The organism is Pseudomonas sp. S2_F07 (genome assembly GCF_054668325.1).
In genome coordinates this window covers 592,392-612,034 of the sequence record NZ_CP162758.1, presented here as the reverse complement: position 1 = coordinate 612,034, position 19,643 = coordinate 592,392, and the positions used below count along the sequence as shown (strand labels likewise).

Annotated in this window: 18 protein-coding genes; 15 read left to right on the top strand and 3 right to left on the bottom strand. The window is 61.6% G+C overall.

All coding sequences use genetic code 11. The features are described 5' to 3' along the window. Window positions 1-2 precede the first annotated feature (2 nt). From AB4O40_RS02685 to AB4O40_RS02675, 3 genes are all read right to left on the bottom strand, one after another. The gene (locus tag AB4O40_RS02685) at window positions 3-1,403 is read right to left on the bottom strand and encodes an aminotransferase-like domain-containing protein (RefSeq protein WP_056725106.1); all 1,401 of its coding nucleotides are present in this window, start codon (window positions 1,401-1,403) and stop codon (window positions 3-5) included. 40 nt (window positions 1,404-1,443) lie between these two features. Continuing rightward, window positions 1,444-2,934: a hypothetical protein gene (locus AB4O40_RS02680; RefSeq protein ID WP_056724757.1), complete on the bottom strand. Its 1,491-nt coding sequence runs from the start codon at window positions 2,932-2,934 to the stop codon at window positions 1,444-1,446. 552 nt (window positions 2,935-3,486) lie between these two features. After that, window positions 3,487-4,509 carry a zinc-dependent alcohol dehydrogenase family protein gene (locus tag AB4O40_RS02675; protein WP_056724755.1) on the bottom strand — a complete coding sequence of 341 codons (1,023 nt, stop codon included), beginning with the start codon at window positions 4,507-4,509 and terminating at the stop codon, window positions 3,487-3,489. A gap of 270 nt (window positions 4,510-4,779) precedes the next feature. On the opposite strand from AB4O40_RS02675, the gene AB4O40_RS02670 reads away from it, so the two are divergent. The 15 genes from AB4O40_RS02670 (at window position 4,780) to abaF (ending at window position 19,638) form a co-directional block, all read left to right on the top strand. Next, window positions 4,780-5,694: a LysR family transcriptional regulator gene (locus AB4O40_RS02670; RefSeq protein ID WP_056724753.1), complete on the top strand. Its 915-nt coding sequence runs from the start codon at window positions 4,780-4,782 to the stop codon at window positions 5,692-5,694. A gap of 162 nt (window positions 5,695-5,856) precedes the next feature. Next, entirely contained in the window at window positions 5,857-6,528 is a 672-nt protein-coding gene (locus AB4O40_RS02665; RefSeq protein ID WP_236709744.1) for a GntR family transcriptional regulator, read from the top strand. 114 nt (window positions 6,529-6,642) lie between these two features. Continuing rightward, window positions 6,643-7,575, top strand: coding sequence for a 4-hydroxyproline epimerase (locus AB4O40_RS02660; protein ID WP_223541230.1), 933 nt, complete (start codon window positions 6,643-6,645; stop codon window positions 7,573-7,575). Continuing rightward, on the top strand, window positions 7,572-8,687 hold the full coding sequence (locus AB4O40_RS02655; protein ID WP_409079027.1) for an NAD(P)/FAD-dependent oxidoreductase: 1,116 nt from the start codon (window positions 7,572-7,574) through the stop codon (window positions 8,685-8,687). The genes AB4O40_RS02660 and AB4O40_RS02655 overlap by 4 nt, the downstream gene beginning before the upstream one ends. Continuing rightward, window positions 8,680-8,916, top strand: coding sequence for a 2Fe-2S iron-sulfur cluster-binding protein (locus AB4O40_RS02650; protein ID WP_056724745.1), 237 nt, complete (start codon window positions 8,680-8,682; stop codon window positions 8,914-8,916). The genes AB4O40_RS02655 and AB4O40_RS02650 overlap by 8 nt, the downstream gene beginning before the upstream one ends. Next, window positions 8,913-10,169: an FAD-dependent oxidoreductase gene (locus AB4O40_RS02645; protein ID WP_460056261.1), complete on the top strand. Its 1,257-nt coding sequence runs from the start codon at window positions 8,913-8,915 to the stop codon at window positions 10,167-10,169. Before AB4O40_RS02650 ends, AB4O40_RS02645 begins: the two co-directional genes overlap by 4 nt. Window positions 10,170-10,243: 74 nt before the next feature. Next, on the top strand, window positions 10,244-10,993 hold the full coding sequence (locus tag AB4O40_RS02640; protein WP_056724741.1) for an AraC family transcriptional regulator: 750 nt from the start codon (window positions 10,244-10,246) through the stop codon (window positions 10,991-10,993). Window positions 10,994-11,337: 344 nt separating this feature from the next. Then, window positions 11,338-12,156, top strand: coding sequence for an ABC transporter substrate-binding protein (locus tag AB4O40_RS02635; protein ID WP_046042020.1), 819 nt, complete (start codon window positions 11,338-11,340; stop codon window positions 12,154-12,156). Window positions 12,157-12,166: 10 nt separating this feature from the next. Next, entirely contained in the window at window positions 12,167-13,945 is a 1,779-nt protein-coding gene (gene lhpI / locus AB4O40_RS02630) for a cis-3-hydroxy-L-proline dehydratase (protein ID WP_460056266.1), read from the top strand. Beyond that, the gene (locus AB4O40_RS02625; RefSeq protein WP_056724739.1) at window positions 13,938-14,603 is read left to right on the top strand and encodes an amino acid ABC transporter permease; all 666 of its coding nucleotides are present in this window, start codon (window positions 13,938-13,940) and stop codon (window positions 14,601-14,603) included. Before lhpI ends, AB4O40_RS02625 begins: the two co-directional genes overlap by 8 nt. Window positions 14,604-14,613: 10 nt before the next feature. Next, window positions 14,614-15,264: an amino acid ABC transporter permease gene (locus AB4O40_RS02620; protein ID WP_223541233.1), complete on the top strand. Its 651-nt coding sequence runs from the start codon at window positions 14,614-14,616 to the stop codon at window positions 15,262-15,264. After that, window positions 15,257-15,979, top strand: coding sequence for an amino acid ABC transporter ATP-binding protein (locus AB4O40_RS02615; RefSeq protein ID WP_008018646.1), 723 nt, complete (start codon window positions 15,257-15,259; stop codon window positions 15,977-15,979). Before AB4O40_RS02620 ends, AB4O40_RS02615 begins: the two co-directional genes overlap by 8 nt. Before the next feature lie 115 nt (window positions 15,980-16,094). Continuing rightward, window positions 16,095-17,123, top strand: coding sequence for a trans-3-hydroxy-L-proline dehydratase (locus AB4O40_RS02610; protein WP_056724735.1), 1,029 nt, complete (start codon window positions 16,095-16,097; stop codon window positions 17,121-17,123). 126 nt (window positions 17,124-17,249) lie between these two features. Next, window positions 17,250-18,167: a dihydrodipicolinate synthase family protein gene (locus AB4O40_RS02605; RefSeq protein WP_056724733.1), complete on the top strand. Its 918-nt coding sequence runs from the start codon at window positions 17,250-17,252 to the stop codon at window positions 18,165-18,167. Window positions 18,168-18,240: 73 nt separating this feature from the next. Then, window positions 18,241-19,638, top strand: a complete 1,398-nt coding sequence (abaF, locus tag AB4O40_RS02600) for a fosfomycin efflux MFS transporter AbaF (protein WP_460056272.1) — start codon at window positions 18,241-18,243, stop codon at window positions 19,636-19,638. The last annotated feature ends 5 nt before the right edge of the window (window positions 19,639-19,643 follow it).

Sequence of the window (19,643 nt, the reverse complement as noted above, 5' to 3'; positions counted from 1 at the left end):
ACTCACTCGATCGATTCCAGGCGCAGCGCATCCCCCAGCAGTCCCAGCGCGGCCGCCAGGTTGTGATCGCCACCGAAGGTATGGCTCAGGCGAAAATGCTGTCCGTGCAGACCGTGGAGGCTGAACAGCTCCCCCGGTGCAATGACCACCTGATGCGCCAGCAGACGCTGGAACACACGACGGACATTGACCCGACGCAAAGAGCGCACCCAGACCGTTGCACCACCTTCTGGCTCGACGAAACGCAAGGCATCACCCAAGCGCTCCTGCAACAACTGGGTCAGTTGATTCTTGCGTTCATTGAGCAGCCGCCGCAGCACCAGCAGGTGTTGATCGATGCGACCGCTGCTGTACAAGCGTGCGATGGCTTTCTGGCGAATCGGCGAGAGTCGGAAGGAACGCAGCAGAAAGTGCCGTTGCAGATCAGCGCTCAAATGCCTTGAAAGCAGATAGCCATAGGGCGCTTCCGGCCCGATGATTTTCTCGAACGTGGAAAACACCATCAGCCGTTCAGGGTCCAGCAAGTCTCGAAAGCGCACGCCGCCCAGGTCGAATCCAAGTTCGCCATAACAGTCGTTCTCCAGCACCCAGCTGTCGTACGCGGCCAACAGTCGGGCAATGGTCTGCCTGTTGTCGTCAGGCGCCAGGCTGCCACGGGGCATGTTGAGGGCCGATGACAACAGCACCAGCCTTACCGGCTCGGTATCCAGGAGCATTTTCAACCGTTCCGGGTCCAGGCCACCATCGGCTTGCACAGGCAATTCGATCACCCGCACACAGGCGGCCTGGAACAAACGCAGGATCGTCCAGTCGCACGGCGATTCGACCACCACCGTGGCGTCTTTCAAGCCCAGCACGGCGATCAGGATTTCCAGTACACCGCGCAGGTCAGCGCCGATATAGACATCGTCGGCGTGCCAGTAACGCATGGGAGACGTGGTGTAGCGTGCTGCCAGGGCGGTACGCAATTCGAGTTCGCCGCAGGGTTGCGAAGGCGACTGCGGCTGGCGGGGATACTGGCGCAGCAACTCCCTCTCCAGCAGCAACAAAGGACTGTCGAGCGGTTGCAGCAACGCCGGTTCATCGGCGCTCAGGACCAGCATCCCCGGGCGCCTGGCATTGACGTAGACCGCTTCCAGCAAGTCGCTGCCGCTGTCCTGCAGGTTGATCGAGGACACCGGCAACGCGTAGTAGCCGGACTTGGCCACCGAATAGACGCGCCCTTCTTTCTCCAGCAGCGAATAAGCGTACTGAATGGTCGAAATCGACACATTGAGGCGCTCAGCCAGATGCCGCAGCGACGGCAGGCGGATGCGCGAATCCCCTTCAGACTCGTTGATCAGGCTGACCAGGTATCGATAAACCGCCTGATAGGCGAAATCCGTTTCTCGTGGACCTTTCATCGGCGAAGGCCAGCCACGCTGGCTGAAAATCCGCCCACGCTCAGTGACCCGCTGACCATTCATCCTCCATCGTGATGCCGGCGTCAGGATCGTCCGGCGTATTGTGCGACGCAGCCCTTTGGATGATTGCCCCTGGCGCCCCGCCATCGACTGCGGGCGTCCACTCCATGCGGTAAAGCTGGCCAATCAGGCTCAGGGGTAATCCACTGACATCAATCATCCATTGCATGATCTGTTCGGCGACCGGGTGCCCCTGCATGGCCTTGTGCAACTCGGGCATGGCCACCAGCATGCCCGGATGGCACTGACGCAGAAAAGGCTCGAGCCCCGCGCCTTTATCGATAAAAGGCGAAAACAGCAGGCACACCAGTTGTGCTTCGCTCAGGCCCAGGTTCTTTTGCGCCTCGGCTGCCGCCCGGGCGCGCAGTTCGGTCATTGTCGCCGGATTGCCGAAGACCTCGATGGCCTGCTCGCACAAACGCTCGGGCACGCGCTTGCGGCGCATCATCACCAGGGCGCGTTGCAGGTATTGCGCAATGCCGGATTCGTAATTGCGGCCCTGCACGTAGCACGCTTGCAACCCCCTGACGTGCGCCGAGATCGACGGGCTGACAAACTCGTTGTCGCTGATCTGCGCGGACAGTTCGTCGGGCTGGAAGCCGAGAAATTCAGTCAGCATTGGCCAGCGTTCTTCCAGGTTGCTGACCAGCAAATCGTGAATGTCGATGCAGGCCGTACGGCGACAGGTCTCGAAGCGCTCTTGCGGACGCCACGGGGCCTGGGCGTAATCGGCGTAGAACCCCTGATAACAGTCGCTGCCCAGTTCATCGAGCAATGCAAACAACCCCGCATAACCGGCCTCGCCCGTGTGGGAAAACTGCAGCCCGGCCTTGGTGGCGGCACGTTTCAAACCCTCGATGAATTGCTTCTGCTGACGCGGCGTGTCACTGATGAGCAACGCGTCGACACCTCCGTCCCAGCGGGCGATTTGTCCGTAGAACTCTCCCGTGGCCAGATAACCGTCATCCCACAGGTCGAACCCGCCGCGCCATTCCCGGCGATGGCCGATCAGCAGCAGGTTCAGGCGGCCGGACTCGCGACCGGCGTCGGAGACCGGCGTCAGATGATTGAACGGCAATACCTCCCGATCATCGACCATCAACACCTCGACCCGGGGATCGTCATAGACAAACAATGCGCTGTTGGTCCGGTGCATGTTTTCCACGGCCGCGCAGTTTGCTCCGTTCAACCGTAACGAGGCGATGCGCAACTGGAATGTCGCCGGTGTACGGGTAGCAATGGTCAACTGCGCAGCACGCAACAGCGCCAGCGTGTAACAGTTGTCACGAGCCCCGGACTGGATCGCCAACACCTTGTAATCGCCAATGCGCTCCATGCCCCCGGCCGCTACCGCCAGGCGCTGAATCAACAATTGCAATGCAGTGCGTTCGGCCCGGGAGAAAAAACCCAGTAATCGCTGCAGCACTTGTTGATAGACATAGTTCATCGCTTGGTCATGGATGCTGGTCATCTTTATTTACCTGATACTCGTAAGTTCAATATCGTGCAGACAGCAAATCCCGTTGGACTGTCGGCGCGAATGGAGTCATGGACTTTATTGCCAAATGCTAACACTTGAATTTTCTTGAAATTATTTGAAACGTTCGCAGCGCCCCCTCGTTTTAAAGACAAAGGAAAGACCGGAGTGCCCAGCTGGCAAGGGCTTGCTCGTTTTAAACGGGAGTCCTAGGAAATGTCCGACAAGGTCCCACAGACACTTAATACAAGAAATAAGGAAGAAAGTTGTCGCTGTCTTTTTGGCAACTAAAAAACAACCAACTAATTTGCAGATTTGCACCGATGGCGCACAGTGAAAAGTTCCAGCCTGATACCCAGCCATGACTCATTCCTTGAGATGAAAGTAATCATTCAATTATCAGGGCTTAGTGGCTGATTAGAAGCTACAGATTACGGGCAAAAACCAGTTCAGTTGCTGGACCGGCCTGCGGATCGACGGGTTTCGGGGGTTGAAACGAAAGAGTCCGTGCGGGCACGGACTCTTGGGAGGACTGTTGGATAAGTGCTACGCCGGTTCGACCTGCAGCGCGACCCGTTCGCGACACGGGCATTCGTCCATGTAGCGGTGTGCTTCGACAAACTCGGCAAACGGGAAGACCCGGGTCTTGAGCGGCAGCAGAACGCGGTCGGCGGTCAGCTGATTGATGTCGCGCAAGGCACGTTGCAGTGCGGCCTGGTCCTGGGTGATGCCCAGTTCCGGCTTGCCCGTGAAGTTGCCAATGCAGTGGACGAAGAACTGAATATTTTTCTGGAACGCTGCGCAGGCCGGGAAAGGCGTCTGGTTGCCACCTTGCAGGCCGTACAGCACCAGGCTGCCGCGAGGTGCCAGCACATCGCCCAGCAACGACATCTGCGGACCGCCCAAACCATCGAACACCACGTCCACGCCGCGGTTATCGGTGATCTTGTTGATCCGCATCAGCAGATCTTCTTCCTCGGTGACGATCACTTTATCGGCACCCAGCGACAGCAGGTATTCACGTTCCTCCGCGGTCTTGGTCGCGGCGATCACTCGAACACCCAAGGCCTTGCCCAGTTGTACGAACGAAGGTCCGGCGCAATGACTGGCGTCGGTCACCAGGGCGAATTGCCCGGGCTTGACCCGTGCCAGATCGGCATAGGCGAAATAGGCAATCAACAACGGCGTGTAGTGCACGCTGGCTTCAATCGGGCTGAGCACATCCGGATAACGGGTGACCGCCGAGCGCGGCAGAACGATCAGTTCACCGTAGACCGGGTAGTCGTTCGGGCTTTGGGCCGGGAAGCTGGCGACCTTGTCACCGACTTCCAGGTCATCGACGCCATCACCGACAGCGGTGACGATACCGGCCATCTCCTGGCCAAGGCCTGAAGGCAGACGGGCATGGGACGGGGCCAGGTTCTGGCGCCAGAGAGTGTCATACCAACTGATGCCGATCGCTTCGACGCGCACCTGCACTTCGCCCGGTGCAGGCAGAGCCGTCGCATGCTCTTCGCATTTGAGCACCTCGGCTGGACCAAACTTGTGAAAACGGATCGTGCGGGACATCGCAAACCTCGCCAAATGAACCTCTAATGCCTTGAACTCTAGCTGGGCTTTCAACCCAACACTATCTGTGGCTATTAATAGTCGACATGCCTGTCATTGATTCCGCAGCGGCGGCAACATCGTCAAATGTCGTAAGAAACCGAAGCAGCCTATGTAGGAAAAACTGAATTACCCGGTGCAGAGTACCAGCCTTTCCCCGTAATATTCCTGCTGGCCATTGTTCTCATATGGCCGCCCACGTCAAGTTTGCTGACTCTGCCAGGACTCCAGATGAATCGTAATGACCTGCGTCGTGTCGACCTGAACCTGTTGATCGTTTTCGAAACGTTGATGCACGAACGCAGCGTGACCCGCGCTGCGGAAAAACTGTTCCTCGGCCAGCCTGCCATCAGTGCGGCGCTCTCGCGCCTGCGCGGGTTGTTCGATGATCCTTTGTTTGTGCGTACCGGCCGCAGCATGGAACCGTCCGCCAGAGCGGTCGAGATCTTCGCCCTGCTCTCGCCGGCACTGGATTCGATTTCCACCGCCGTCAGCCGTGCGGCCGAGTTCGATCCTGCCACAAGTACCGCCGTGTTCCGCATCGGCCTTTCGGACGACGTCGAGTTCGCCTTGCTGCCCATGCTGCTCAAGCGCCTGCGTGCCGAGTCGCCGGGGATTGTGTTGGTGGTGCGTCGGGTCAATTACATCCTGATGCCGGGGCTGCTGGCTTCCGGTGAGATCTCCATCGGTGTCAGCTACACCACCGACCTGCCGGCCAACGCCAAGCGCAAGGTACTGCGCCGCAGCCAGCCGAAGCTGTTGCGCGCCGACACCGTGCCGGGGCCGTTGAGCCTGGATGATTACTGCGCTCGCCCCCATGCACTGGTGTCATTCGCCGGCGACCTCAGCGGCTTTATTGACGAAGAACTGGAAAAACTCGGGCGCAAACGGCATGTGGTGCTGGCTGTGCCGCAGTTCAACGGGTTGAGCACCCTGCTCGCGGGCACAGATATTGTGGCGACGGTGCCGGACTACACAGCTGAGGCACTGACCGCCGCGGGCGGTGTGCGGGCTGAAGATCCGCCGCTGCCGGTGCGCAGTTTCGAGTTACACATGGCTTGGCGTGGTTCGCAGGATAATGATCCGGGTGAACGCTGGTTGCGTTCGCGGATTCAGATGTTCTTCGGGGATCCGGACAGCCTCTGAGAAGGCGACGCAGGCCTGAATGAAAACGGGCGCCTTTACAGGCGCCCGTTTTGTTGTCGCGGGTTGCATGACCGACACTGGGTGCATCGACGTCGAACCGGGGAAGATCAGCAAAAGAATTTCGTATACCCTAGCGCTATCTCACTCCAAATGACCGCCGCCGTGAACTTACCCAAACTCAACGCACCCGACCTTGGTAACACGCCTTCGACTTCGGAAATCATCACCCGCCATCTGCGCGATGCGATTGTCGCCGGGCATTTTGCCGAGGATGAGCCGATCCGCCAGGACGACATCGCCCGCCAGTTCAATGTCAGCAAGATCCCGGTGCGCGAAGCCCTCAAGCGGCTGGAGGCCGAAGGGTTGGTGATGTTCCAGCGCAATCGCGGGGCGATGGTCACGCGGGTTTCCGATGCGGAACTGGCGCAGATGTTCGAAGTGCGGATGCTGCTGGAGGACAAGATTCTGCGCCTGGCCATTCCGAACATGACCGAAGAGACCTTCGCCCGTGCCGAGCGCATCTGTCAGGAGTTTGTCGGCGAGGACGACGTGGGGCGCTGGGCCGAGCTCAACTGGGAGTTGCATTCCTGCCTGTACGAGCCGGCGCAGCGACCGTTTCTGGTGAGTCTGATCCGTTCGGTCAACGACAAGCTGGAACGTTATCTACGCATGCAGATGAGCTTGTCGGCCGGTAAGGAACGGGCCGATCACGAACACCGCGAGATCCTGGCGGCCTGCCGCGCCGGGGATGTGGACCTGGCGGTGAAGCTTCTGGACGAGCACATTGCCGGCGTCTGCACGACCCTGTTCGAGCACCTGCCCCATAGCCACTGACAGCGACGAATGCTGTGCCGATTTCGTCATCGACACAGACTAAATCCATCAAGCCGACACCCCGCCGCACGGGCCACTCTTGCGTTCACTCAACCGAATGGACGTGGCCCTCCCATGAAACGCATCTCAGTGATCGACTCCCACACCGGCGGCGAACCGACCCGCCTGGTGACCGCCGGCTTTCCTGACCTGGGCACTGGCAGCATGGCCGAACGGCGCAAGGTACTGGCCGAACAGCATGACCAATGGCGCGCCGCCTGTGTGCTGGAACCACGGGGCAGTGACGTACTGGTGGGCGCCCTGCTCTGCACGCCGGTGGACCCTGGCGCCTGTGCCGGGGTGATTTTCTTCAACAACACCGGTTATCTGGGCATGTGCGGCCACGGCACCATCGGCCTGGTGGCGTCGTTGGCGCACCTGGGCAAGATCGGCCCCGGTGTGCACAGCATCGAAACGCCTGTGGGCACGGTGCAGGCAACCCTGCACGAAGACCATTCGGTGAGTGTGCGCAACGTGCCGGCCTACCGTTATCGCAAGGCGCTGGCGGTGCAGGTGCCGGGCATCGGCCAAGTGGTCGGTGATATCGCCTGGGGCGGCAACTGGTTTTTCCTGATCGCCGAGCATGGACTGCGGGTGGCCGGCGACAACCTCGAAGCGCTGACCGCTTACACCTTCGCTGTGCAGCAAGCCCTGGAAGCCCAAGGCATTCGCGGTGAAGACGGCGGTTTGATCGATCACGTCGAGTTGTTCGCCGATGACGATCACGCCGACAGCCGCAACTTCGTGCTCTGCCCCGGAAAAGCCTATGACCGTTCGCCCTGCGGCACCGGCACCAGTGCCAAACTGGCATGCCTGGCGGCCGACGACAAGTTGCAACCGGGGCAGATCTGGCGCCAGGCCAGCGTCATCGGCAGCGAGTTCGAGGGGGCCTACGAACTGCAGGGTGAGCGCATCGTGCCGACCATTCGTGGTCGCGCGTTCATCAGTGCCGAGGCGAGCCTGATCATCGAACAGGACGACCCGTTCGCCTGGGGCATTCGTCCATGAACGAGGGCCAGGTGGCCGATGTGATCGTGATCGGCGCCGGCATTATCGGCGCCGCCTGTGCCCAGGCGCTGGCCCGTCGCGGCTTGCAGGTGCTGGTGCTGGACGCCGGCCTGCACGGCGCCACGGCCGCCGGCATGGGCCACTTGCTGGTACTCGACGACAACCCCGCCGAACTGGCCCTGAGTCAATATTCATTGCAGCGCTGGCGCGAACTGGGCGCGGACCTGCCCGACAGCTGTGCCTATCGCTGCAACGGCACGCTGTGGCTGGCGGCGAATGCCGAAGAAATGGCGGTGGCCCACAGCAAATTCCTGAACCTGCAGGCCCAGGGCGTGGCTTGCGAACTGATCGGCGCCAGTGCCCTGCGCCAGCGCGAACCGGAACTGAGCGAAGGACTGGAAGGCGGTTTGCTGATCAATGGCGACGGCATTCTATACGCCCCGGCGACAGCCGGATGGATGCTCGAAACACCGAACATCCGCCAGCGCCGGGCACGGGTCAATGCGGTCGATGGCAACCGCGTCTGCCTCGATGATGGTCACTGGTTGAGTGCCGATGCCGTGGTGTTGGCCAACGGTATCCAAGCCAACGAACTGTGCCCGGAATTGCCCATCGAGCCGAAAAAAGGCCACCTGCTGATCACTGACCGTTACCCCGGCAGCGTCACCCATACGCTGGTGGAACTGGGTTACGTCACCAGTGCCCACAACGCCACGGGGCCGTCGACCGCCTGCAACATCCAGCCGCGCCCCACCGGGCAACTGTTCATCGGCGCCTCGCGGCAATTCGGCACCACCGACCCGCAAGTCGAAGGCTGGATGCTCGCGAAAATGCTCAAGCGTGCCGCCGAGTACATGCCGGGGCTGGCCCGGCTCAATGGCATCCGTGCCTGGACCGGTTTCCGCGCCGCCAGCCCCGACGGCTTGCCGCTGGTGGGCCAACATCCACAACGTCAAGGCTTGTGGCTGGCAGTCGGTCACGAAGGATTGGGCGTGACCACCGCCCCCGGCACCGCCGATTTACTGGTGGCGCAACTGTTCAACGAAACCCCGCCACTGGCCGCACAACCTTATCTGCCCCAGCGTTTTCTCGGAGAACCGGTCTATGCCTGAATTGTTGCTGGACGGCCACGCCCTGAAAGTCGCCGAAGGCACCAGCGTCGCCGCTGCCCTGGCGTTGGCCAGTGACGGCTGCACGCGCACCTCGGTCAGCGGTCAGCGCCGTGCGCCGCTGTGCGGCATGGGCATTTGCCAGGAATGCCGGGTGATCATCGATGGCCGGCGTCGCCTGGCTTGCCAGACCCTGTGCCGTGACGGCATGCAGGTGGAGACTCGCCCATGAATGAATACGCTGATCTGTTGATCATTGGCGCTGGCCCTGCCGGGATGAGCGCCGCCCTTGCCGCTGCCCCCAGCGGCGCCCGCATTGTCATGCTCGACGATAACCCGCTGCCGGGCGGGCAAATCTGGCGCGACGGACCTCAAGCCAACGTGCCCGGTCAGGCCCGGCGCCTGCGCGAGCGTCTGGCGTCGTGCAACAACGTCCGCCATCACGCCGGTACCCGGGTGATCGCCAACCCCGGCGCGAAACAACTGCTGGTGGAAGATGACGACCACGGCTGGTTGATCAGCTACGACAAACTGATTCTGTGCACCGGTGCCCGTGAATTGCTGCTGCCCTTCCCCGGCTGGACCCTGCCGGGCGTCACCGGTGCCGGTGGTTTGCAGGCGCTGATCAAGGCCGGTTTGCCGGTGCAGAACGAGCGCGTGGTGATCGCCGGCAGCGGCCCGCTGTTACTGGCCAGTGCCGCCACCGCCAAACAGCATGGCGCGCAAGTGCAACGCATTGCCGAACAAGCCAGCCTTGGCGCCGTCGCCGGTTTCGCCGCGCAACTGCCGCGCTGGCCCGGCAAATGGCTGCAATCGTTCAGCCTGTTCGACCACCATTACCGCACCGCCACCCACATACTGGCGGCGCTCGGCACCGACCGAGTGGAAGGCGTGCGCCTGCAACAACAAGGCAACATCGTCGAACTGGAATGTGATCGGCTGGCCTGTGGATTCGGGTTGATTCCCAATATCCAGTTGGGTCAGGCACTGGGTTGCGCCATCGAAGATCAAGCTATCGCGGTGGATACCTGGCAGGCCAGCAACCGCGCCGATCATTATGCGGCGGGCGAATGCACAGGGTTCGGCGGCAGTGAACTGGCCTTGGTGGAGGGTGCGATTGCCGGCCACGCTGCGGTCGGCAATCTGCAAGCCGCCAGGCAATTGTGGCCGCGCCGGGCGCGCTGGCAGGGTTTCGCCAAGGCGCTGAACAGCGCGTTCGCCCTCGACCCGCGACTCAAGTCCCTGGCCCGCCCCGACACCCTGGTTTGCCGCTGCGAAGACGTACCCTACGCGGCATTGACCGGTCACTCTGACTGGCGCGAAGCCAAACTCGCCAGTCGCTGCGGCATGGGCGCCTGCCAGGGCCGGGTGTGTGGCGGTGCTGTGCAGCATTTGTTTGGTTGGCAGCCCTCGGCACCGCGCCCACCCTTCAGCCCGGCGCGGATCGAAACCTTGATGTCCCTGGACGATACCCCGCCAGCGTGATGACCACGCCAGGGCTTTCGGCCACGCTGGCGAGCCTCTATGATCCCGGGGGTCACCCTCAGACCCCCGGCGCCATGTATCCCTCGCTCACTACCTTTAAACCTTGCGATCTGCCGACGCTGCTGAACAGCCTTCAGCCCATCGCGCCGTTGCTCGATACCCTGTCGGACGTGGTGTTTTTCATCAAGGACGGCGAGGCCCGCTACGCCTTCGTCAACCAGACCCTGGCCCGGCGTTGTGGTTTCAAACACAGGGACGAGCTGCTGGGGCGCACCGCCGAAATGGTCTTCCCGGAACGCTTCGGTCCGCTGTACACCGAGCAGGATCGGCGAGTGCTGTCCAGCGGTCGCGAACTGGCCGATCAGCTGGAGTTGCATTTGTATTATGGCAATCAGCCGATCTGGTGCCTGACCCACAAACTCGCCTTGAAGGATGAACAGGGTCGAATCGTCGGCCTGGCCGGTATCTCCCGCGACCTGCAATCGCCGCAGTCGAACCATCCGGCGTTCCAGAAACTCGCCGCCGTGGATGCCCATATCCGTCGCCACTTCGCCCGCTCCATCAGCCTCGCCGAACTGACTGCCATCGCTGGCTATTCCGTGGCGCAATTGGAGCGGCACTGCAAGCGGGTGTTCCAGCTCACCCCGCGGCAAATGATTCACAAGGCGCGCCTGGAAGAAGGTTCGCGGTTGTTACTGCACACCGGGTTGCCGATCACCGAGATTGCCTTGCGCTGTGGTTACACCGACCACAGTGCCTTCAGCCGGCAGTTTCGGGCGCTGACCAGTTTGTCGCCGAGTCAGTATCGCGATAATCAGCGCTGAAGATCAAAAGATCGCAGGCTGCGCCAGCTCCTACGCCGACCGCGTACACCCGTGATTAAAGGGCGTACACCAATCCCGTAGGAGCTGCCGAAGGCTGCGATCTTTTGACAGCCAGTGTTCCTTAAAGGGGCGCCCGCGCTACCGCTGCTCCCATATGTAACACCTGCCCCCGATACCTTGGCGTCACCACATCTCGGGTTGCACCGCTATAAAACCTCTACGCCAAGGCCTGACAACTAATTCACCCATCGGACTGGAAATAGGCACGTTGATTGCTATTGTTAATATCGTATACGAAATCTCCAATACGATATTCAACAGCACTTCACATCAACGAGGCCTCTATGAAAAACCCCGCATTTGCCGTAGCCCTCAGCGCTGTTCTCAGTACCTCCTTTATCGCCACTGCCCAGGCCGACAAGCTCGACGACATCATCGGTTCGGGCAAGCTGCGCTGCGCCGTGACCCTGGACTTCCCGCCCATGGGCTTTCGCGATGCCAGCAACTCGCCGGCCGGCTTCGATGTGGACTATTGCCGCGACCTGGCGAAGATCCTCGGGGTCGAGGCCGAAGTGGTGGAAACGCCCTTCCCGGATCGCATTCCGGCACTGGTCTCCGGGCGGGCTGACGTGATCGTCGCATCCACCTCCGACACCCTCGAACGCGCCAAGACCGTTGGCCTCACCGTGCCCTACTTTGCCTTCCAGATGGTGGTGCTGACCCGCGACGACACCGGCATCAACGGCTTCGACGACCTCAAGGGCAAAGCAGTGGGCAACACCAGCGGCACCTATGAGGCCATCGCCCTGGAGAAAGACGTGAAGAACTGGGGCTCGGGCAGTTTCCGAGCCTACCAGTCGCAGAGCGATACCCTTCTAGCGGTCGCCCAAGGCCACATCGATGCCACCGTGGTCACCAACACCGTGGCCGCGGCCACCCTCAAGTCGGGCAAATACAAAAACCTGAAAGTCGCCGGTAACGCCCCGTACGTCATCGACTACGTGTCCCTGGGTGCCAAGCGCAGCGAGTTCGGCCTGCTCAACTACCTCAACCTGTTCGTCAACCAACAGGTGCGCACCGGTCGCTACAAGGAGCTGTTCGTTAAATGGGTCGGCACCGAGATCCCGCCGACCAACCTGACCGTGCCTCAGGTCTATTACTGAGATGTCCGGCATGCCTAGGCCAATTTCTCTGACCGGGCGCAGCCTGGTGGCGGGTGCCGCGCAAGGCGCCCTGTTGGTCGCCGATGTCGGCTTGAGTTTCTGGGGCGGAGTCGATCCCTGCACGGGTGAAGTCATCGACCGCCATCACCCGCTCAGCGGCCAACACCTGGCCGGCCGCGTGCTGGCGATTCCCAGTGGTCGCGGCTCGTGCACCGGCAGCAGTGTGTTGATGGAACTGATCAGCAACGGCCATGCACCGGCGGCATTGGTGCTGGCCGAAGCCGACGAAATCCTGACCTTGGGCGTGCTGGTGGCGCAGACCATTTTTGCCCGTTCCCTGCCGGTGCTGTGCATCGGTCGGGAGGCCTTCGCCGCCTTGCGCGGCCAGGCCTTCGCCCGGGTCGAAAATACAACGCTGAGCCTGTTCGATCACCTGCCGGGCGACGCCTGGCAGGCGCTCGACAGCCCACTGCCAAACACTGACAGCACCGCCTCGATCAGGCTCACCGAGCACGATCGGGCGCTGCTCGATGGCCGGCATGGCAAGGCCGCGCAAATGGCCATGCAGATCGTCCTGCGCATGGCCGAACTGCAGGGTGCCGAGCACTTGGTGGATGTCACTCAAGCACACATCGACGGCTGCATTTACACGGGACCTGCGAGCCTGCGCTTTGCCGGGCAACTGGTGCAATGGGGAGCAAAAGTGCGAGTGCCCACCACCCTCAATTCAATTTCCGTCGACCAGCGCCGTTGGCGCGAACTGGGGATCGACCCGGCACTGGGTGAACCGGCCAGTGCCTTGGGCGATGCCTATATGGCGATGGGCGCACAGCTCAGTTTCACCTGCGCCCCGTACCTGCTCGACACTGCACCGAAGGCTGGCGAACAAATCGTCTGGGCCGAATCCAACGCAGTGGTCTACGCCAACAGCGTGCTCGGTGCACGCACCCTGAAATACCCGGATTACCTGGACATCTGCATCGCCCTCACCGGTCGCGCGCCGCTGATCGGTTGCCACCTGGACACGCAACGCAAGGCCCGGTTGCAGATCGAGTTGCCTGCCCTCGGTGAACTGGACGATGCCTTCTACCCGCTGCTGGGTTACCACATTGGTGCCCTGGCCGGCAGTCGCGTGCCGCTGGTGCGGGGACTGGAAAAACGCAAGCCGAGCCTGGACGACCTCAAAGCCTTTGGCGCGGCCTTCGCCACCACCTCTGCGGCGCCACTGTTCCACATCGCCGGGGTCACCCCGGAGGCCATTGACCCGGCACAGGTGCTGGATGCGGACATTTCCATTGCCGTGGAAAAGATCCGCCTGAAGGACCTGCTGTCGAGTTGGCGCGCACTCAACAGTGCTCGCGATAACCGGGTGGATGTGGTGTCGCTGGGTAACCCGCACTTTTCCCTCAGCGAGTTCGCTCACCTGGCGCGACTGTGCCGGGGACGACAAAGACACCCGGATGTGGTGCTTGCCATCACCTGCGGCCGTGCCGTGTTGGAGCAGGCCCGCGAGGCCGGGCACATCGCCGTGATCCAGGGGTTTGGCGCGACCCTGGTCACCGACACCTGCTGGTGCATGCTCGGCGAACCCGTAATCCCCCTGGCGGCCAAAACCCTGATGACCAACTCGGGCAAATACGCCCACTACGCACCGGGCCTGGTCGGCCGCAAGGTGCACTTCGCCAGCCTTGCCGAATGCGTCGACGCGGCCTGCACCGCAACGGCCAGCGGACGTTTGCCGGCCTGGTTACAACCTGCTGCCCTACTGGAGAGCCCTGCGCATGTTTGACTACAGCTTCCAATGGCGCGCCGCCCTGCGCGCCCTGCCGGACATGCTCGGCGGTGCCATCGTCACCTTCGAAACCGCCGCGCTGTCGATGATCTTCGGCGTGCTGATCGCCCTGGCGCTGACGGTGATGCGCGAGGCCAAACACCCATTACTGCGCGGGTTCGGCAACGGTTGGGTATCGATTGCCCGCAATACCCCGTCGCTGTTCCAGATCTACATCCTCTACTTCGGCCTCGGCTCGCTGAACCTGCACGTCAGTTCCTGGTTCGCCCTGCTGGCCGGGATTACCTTCAACAATGCCGGGTATCTGGCGGAGAACTTTCGCGGCGGCCTCAAGGCCGTGCCGAACACGCAGGTGCGTGCGGCGCGTTCCCTGGGCATGAGTGCCTTCCAGGCCTACCGCATGATCATCGTCCCGCAACTGCTGCGGATCGTGTTCTACCCGCTGACCAATCAGATGGTCTGGGCGGTGTTGATGACGTCGCTGGGGGTGATCGTCGGGCTGAACAATGACCTGACCGGCGTGACCCAGGAATACAACGTCAAAACCTTCCGCACCTTCGAGTATTTCGCCATCGCAGCGGTGCTGTATTACTTGATTGCCAAGGCGATCGTCGCGGCAGCCCGGCTGATGGCCTGGCGGTTGTTCCGTTACTGAGGAGCTGTCCATGTTTTTCACCGATTTTTCCTCGAATGACCTGATGTTCCTGCTCAACGGTGCGTGGGTCACGATGCAACTGACGTTCTGGTCGATCATTCTCGGCTCCTTCGCCGGGTTGTTCTTCGGCCTGCTGAGGGCCTTGTTGCCACGGGCCAGCCTGCCGCTGGCCTGGGTGCTGGACGTGTTTCGCAGCGTGCCGTTGCTGATCCAGTTCGTGCTGTTCAACTCACTCAAAAGCATCGTCGGCTTGAACATCAGCGCCTTCAGCGTCGGCTGCATTGTGCTGGGGGTTTACGCGGCGGCGTACTTCACCGAGATCGTGCGAGCCGGCGTGCTAGCGGTGCCGTTCACCGTGCGCCGGGCCAGCCGTTCGCTGGGGCTGAGCTTCTTGCAGGACTTGCGCTGGATCGTCCTGCCGATGGCCACCCGGGTAGCGTTCCCCGGCTGGCTGAACCTAGTACTTGGTGTCATGAAAGACACCGCGCTGGTGATGTGGATCGGCATCGTCGAACTGCTGCGCGCCTCGCAAACCATCGTCACCCGCATCCAGGAACCGTTGCTGGTGCTGTGCATCGCGGGCCTTATCTACTACGTCATGAGCCTGGTGGTCGCACGCCTGGGCGCTCGTCTGGAAAGAAGGTGGCAAGAAAATGATTGAGATCGACAACGTACATAAATCCTTCGGCAACCTCGAAGTGGTCAAGGGCGTCAACCTGACGGTGAACAAGGGCGAAGTGGTGTCGATCATCGGCGGCTCCGGCTCCGGCAAATCGACCTTGCTGATGTGCATCAACGGTCTGGAACCGATCCAGAAAGGCAACATCCGCGTTGACGGCGTCGAGGTCCATCACAGCGCCACCGACCTCAATCGCCTGCGGCAGAAAATCGGCATTGTGTTCCAGCAATGGAATGCCTTCCCGCACCTGACGGTACTGGAAAACGTCATGCTTGCGCCGCGCAAAGTGCTGGGCAAAAGCAAGGCTGAAGCTGAAGAACTGGCGGTCAAGCAACTGACCCACGTCGGTCTGGGCGACAAGCTCAAGACCTTCCCCGGCAAGCTGTCCGGTGGACAGCAACAACGCATGGCCATCGCCCGCGCCCTGGCCATGTCACCGGACTACATGCTGTTTGACGAAGCCACCTCGGCCCTCGACCCGCAGTTGGTCGGTGAAGTGCTGGACACCATGCGCATGCTCGCCGAAGACGGCATGACCATGGTCTTGGTGACCCACGAAATCCGTTTTGCCCGGGACGTGTCCGACCGTGTGGCGTTCTTCCGCAATGGCCTGGTGCATGAGATTGGTTCGCCGGATCAGGTGATTGGCAATCCGGTGCGTGCGGAGACTGCAGAGTTTCTGAAATCAGTGAAATAGCCACTGTCCCCATCGCGAGCAAGCTCGCTCCCACCCTGATCTGTGTACGCCGCAAACCCTGTGGGAGCGAGCTTGCTCGCGATGAGGCCTTCACAGGCGAAACAAGGAGCAAACCATGCGTTCATCGAAAGTCATTCATGTAGTCAGCTGCCACGCCGAAGGCGAAGTCGGCGACGTGATCGTCGGCGGTGTCGCCCCGCCGCCCGGCGCCACCGTGTGGGAACAGTCGCGCTGGATCGCCCGGGACGAAACCCTGCGTAACTTCGTCCTCAACGAACCCCGCGGCGGCGTGTTCCGCCACGTCAACCTGCTGGTCCCGGCCAAGGACCCACGGGCGCAGATGGCCTGGATCATCATGGAACCGGCGGACACCCCGCCGATGTCCGGCTCCAACTCGTTGTGCGTCGCCACCGTATTGCTCGACAGCGGCATCCTGCCCATGACCGAGCCGCAAACCCGCCTGGTGCTGGAAGCGCCCGGTGGCCTGATCGAAGCCGTGGCCGATTGCCGCGATGGCAAGGTCCAGCGAGTGGAGGTCAAGAACGTGCCGTCCTTCGCTGATCGCCTGGATGCGTGGATTGAAGTCGAAGGCATCGGCTCGCTGAAGGTTGATACCGCTTATGGTGGCGACAGTTTTGTGATTGCCGATGCCAAAGGCCTGGGTTTTTCCATCAGCCCGGATGAAGCCGCCGATCTGGTGGCGGTCGGTCTGAAAATCACTCGAGCGGCCAACGAACAACTGGGCTTCGTGCATCCGCTGAACCCCGAGTGGTCGCACATTTCCTTCTGCCAGATCGCTGCGCCCATCGTCCATGAGAACGGCATCGCCACCGGTGCCAATGCGGTGGTCATCCAACCAGGCAAAATCGACCGCTCCCCCACCGGAACCGGTTGCTCGGCGCGCATGGCGGTGTTGCAGGCCAAAGGCTTGATGCAGGTTGGCGAGCGCTTTATCGGCCGTTCGATTATCGGCTCCGAGTTCCACTGCCGCATTGATTCGTTGACCGAAGTCGCCGGCCGCGCCGCGATTTACCCGTGTATTTCCGGCCGGGCCTGGATCACCGGCACCCATCAATTGCTGCTCGACCCAAGCGATCCGTGGCCACAAGGCTATCGCCTGTCCGATACCTGGCCCGGCGCCTGATCGCGGCATGCCTGAACACCGGACCAACGGCGCATAAACAACCCCTGAAAACTGAAAAAAGCACTAGCCGAAATTTGTCATTTTAAATATCGTATACGAAATACAATTAACGAACCGGAGGCAACAATGAGCAAGCGCATTAACTGGAGTGGCGTCTTCCCTGCAGTGACCACTCAATTCAACGATGACTTCACGATCAACCTGGATAAGACACACCAGGTGATTTCCAATGTGATTCGCGATGGCGTCTCAGGCCTGGTGGTCTGCGGTTCGGTGGGAGAGAACACCTCGCTGACCGCCGAAGAGAAAATCGCCGTGACCGAAGTCGCTGTCGATGCCTCCCGCGGTCGCGTACCGGTGATTTGCGGCGTGGCCGAGTTCACCAGCATACAAGCGGCCAAGGTCGCCAATGCCGTACGCCGGGTCGGCGTCGATGGCGTGATGCTGATGCCGGCGCTGGTCTACGGTTCCAAGCCGTTCGAGACCGCCGAGCATTACCGCTACGTGGCGAAAAACGCCGACGTGCCACTGATGGTCTACAACAACCCGCCTATCTATAAGAATGACGTCACCCCGGACATCCTCATTTCCCTGGCCGACTGCGACAACGTGGTGTGCTTCAAGGATTCTTCCGGCGACACCCGCCGCTTCATCGACGTGCGCAACGAAGTCGGTGACCGTTTCGTGCTGTTCGCCGGCCTCGACGACGTGGTGCTGGAAAGCATCGCCGTGGGTGCCGAAGGTTGGGTCTCGGGCATGTCCAACGTGTTCCCGAAAGAAGGCGAAACCATCTTCCGCCTGGCCAAGGCCGGGCGTTTCGCCGAAGCCATGCCGATCTACGAATGGCTGATGCCGATCCTGCACCTCGATGCCCGTGCCGACCTGGTGCAGTGCATCAAGCTGTGTGAAGCCATCGCCGGTCGCGGCAGTGCCTTGACCCGTCCGCCACGCCTGGCCCTGCCGGAAGCCGACCGCGTATTCGTCGAGCAGATCATGGCCAAGGCACTGGCCAACCGCCCGGAACTGCCGGACGTCGGTCTCTGAGTGATTGTCGGGCGGGCCTTTACCGGCCCGGCCCGGCTGCCCGCTTTTTTGCGCCTTAACAAGGTACGTCAGCATGTCGAATCCTCAACACACGCAAAGCGCAACCTCACCCTCCGGACTCAAACGCGTAGTAGCCGCCGCCATGGCTGGCACCGTCGCCGAATGGTATGAATTCTTTCTCTACGGCACCGCCTCGGCATTGGTTTTCGGCAGGCTGTTCTTCCGCCAGACCGACAGCCCCATCGACGGCATCATCGCCGCCTTCGCCTTGTACGCGGTCGGCTTTCTCGCCCGGCCGTTGGGCGGGTTGGTATTCGGTCACTACGGTGACAAATTCGGCCGCAAACGCCTGCTGCAACTGAGCCTGGTCGTGGTCGGCATCACCACCTTCCTGATGGGTTGCCTGCCTGGCTTCGACCAGATCGGTTACGCAGCGCCGGTGCTACTGGTGCTGTTGCGGTTGATCCAGGGCTTCGCTTTCGGTGGCGAATGGGGCGGCGCGATTCTGCTGGTGTCCGAACACTGCCCGGACAATCGTCGGGGCTTCTGGGCCAGTTGGCCGCAAGCCGGAGTGCCGGCCGGCAACCTGGTGGCCACGGCCGCCCTGCTGCTGTTGTCGTCGAACCTGTCAGAGCAACAGTTCCTGGCCTGGGGCTGGCGCGTGGCGTTCTGGTTCTCGGCGGTAGTGGTGTTGATCGGTTACTGGATTCGCACCAGCGTCGATGACGCGCCGATCTTCAAGGAAGCCCAGGCCCGTCAGGCACAGACCCAACAGCAACAGCTCGGTGTGGTGGAGGTGCTGCGTCATCACTGGCGCTCGGTGTTGGTGGGAATCGGTGCACGCTTTGCCGAGAACATCCTCTACTACACCGTGGTGACGTTCTCGATTACCTATCTGAAACTGGTGGTGCACAAGGACACTTCGCAAATTCTGCTGCTGATGTTCGGCGCGCACCTGGTGCACTTTTTCCTGATTCCGCTGATGGGCTATCTGTCGGACATTGTCGGGCGCAAGCCGGTGTACCTGACCGGCGCGGTGCTCACAGCGTTCTGGGGTTTCATCGGTTTCCCGATGATGGACACCGGCAACAACTGGCTGATCATGGCCGCCATTACCCTGGGCCTGGCCATCGAATCGATGACTTATGCGCCTTACTCGGCGCTGATGGCTGAACTGTTCCCGACCCACGTACGCTACACCGCTCTGTCCCTGTGCTACCAGGTGGCGCCGATCTTCGCCGGTTCCCTGGCACCGCTGATCGCCATCACCTTGCTCAACAAGTACAACAGCTCGACTCCGATCGCCTGGTACCTGGTGGGCGCCGCGCTGATTTCCGTGGTGGCGGTCGGCCTGACCCGCGAGACCCGTGGCAAGTCATTGCGCCAGGTGGATGCCGAGTCGGCGGCGCGGGTTGCTGCCGTGGACGCAGCCGTGCCATCCACCCCGCACCGGGGTGATTCGTTGGCTTGAGTGCC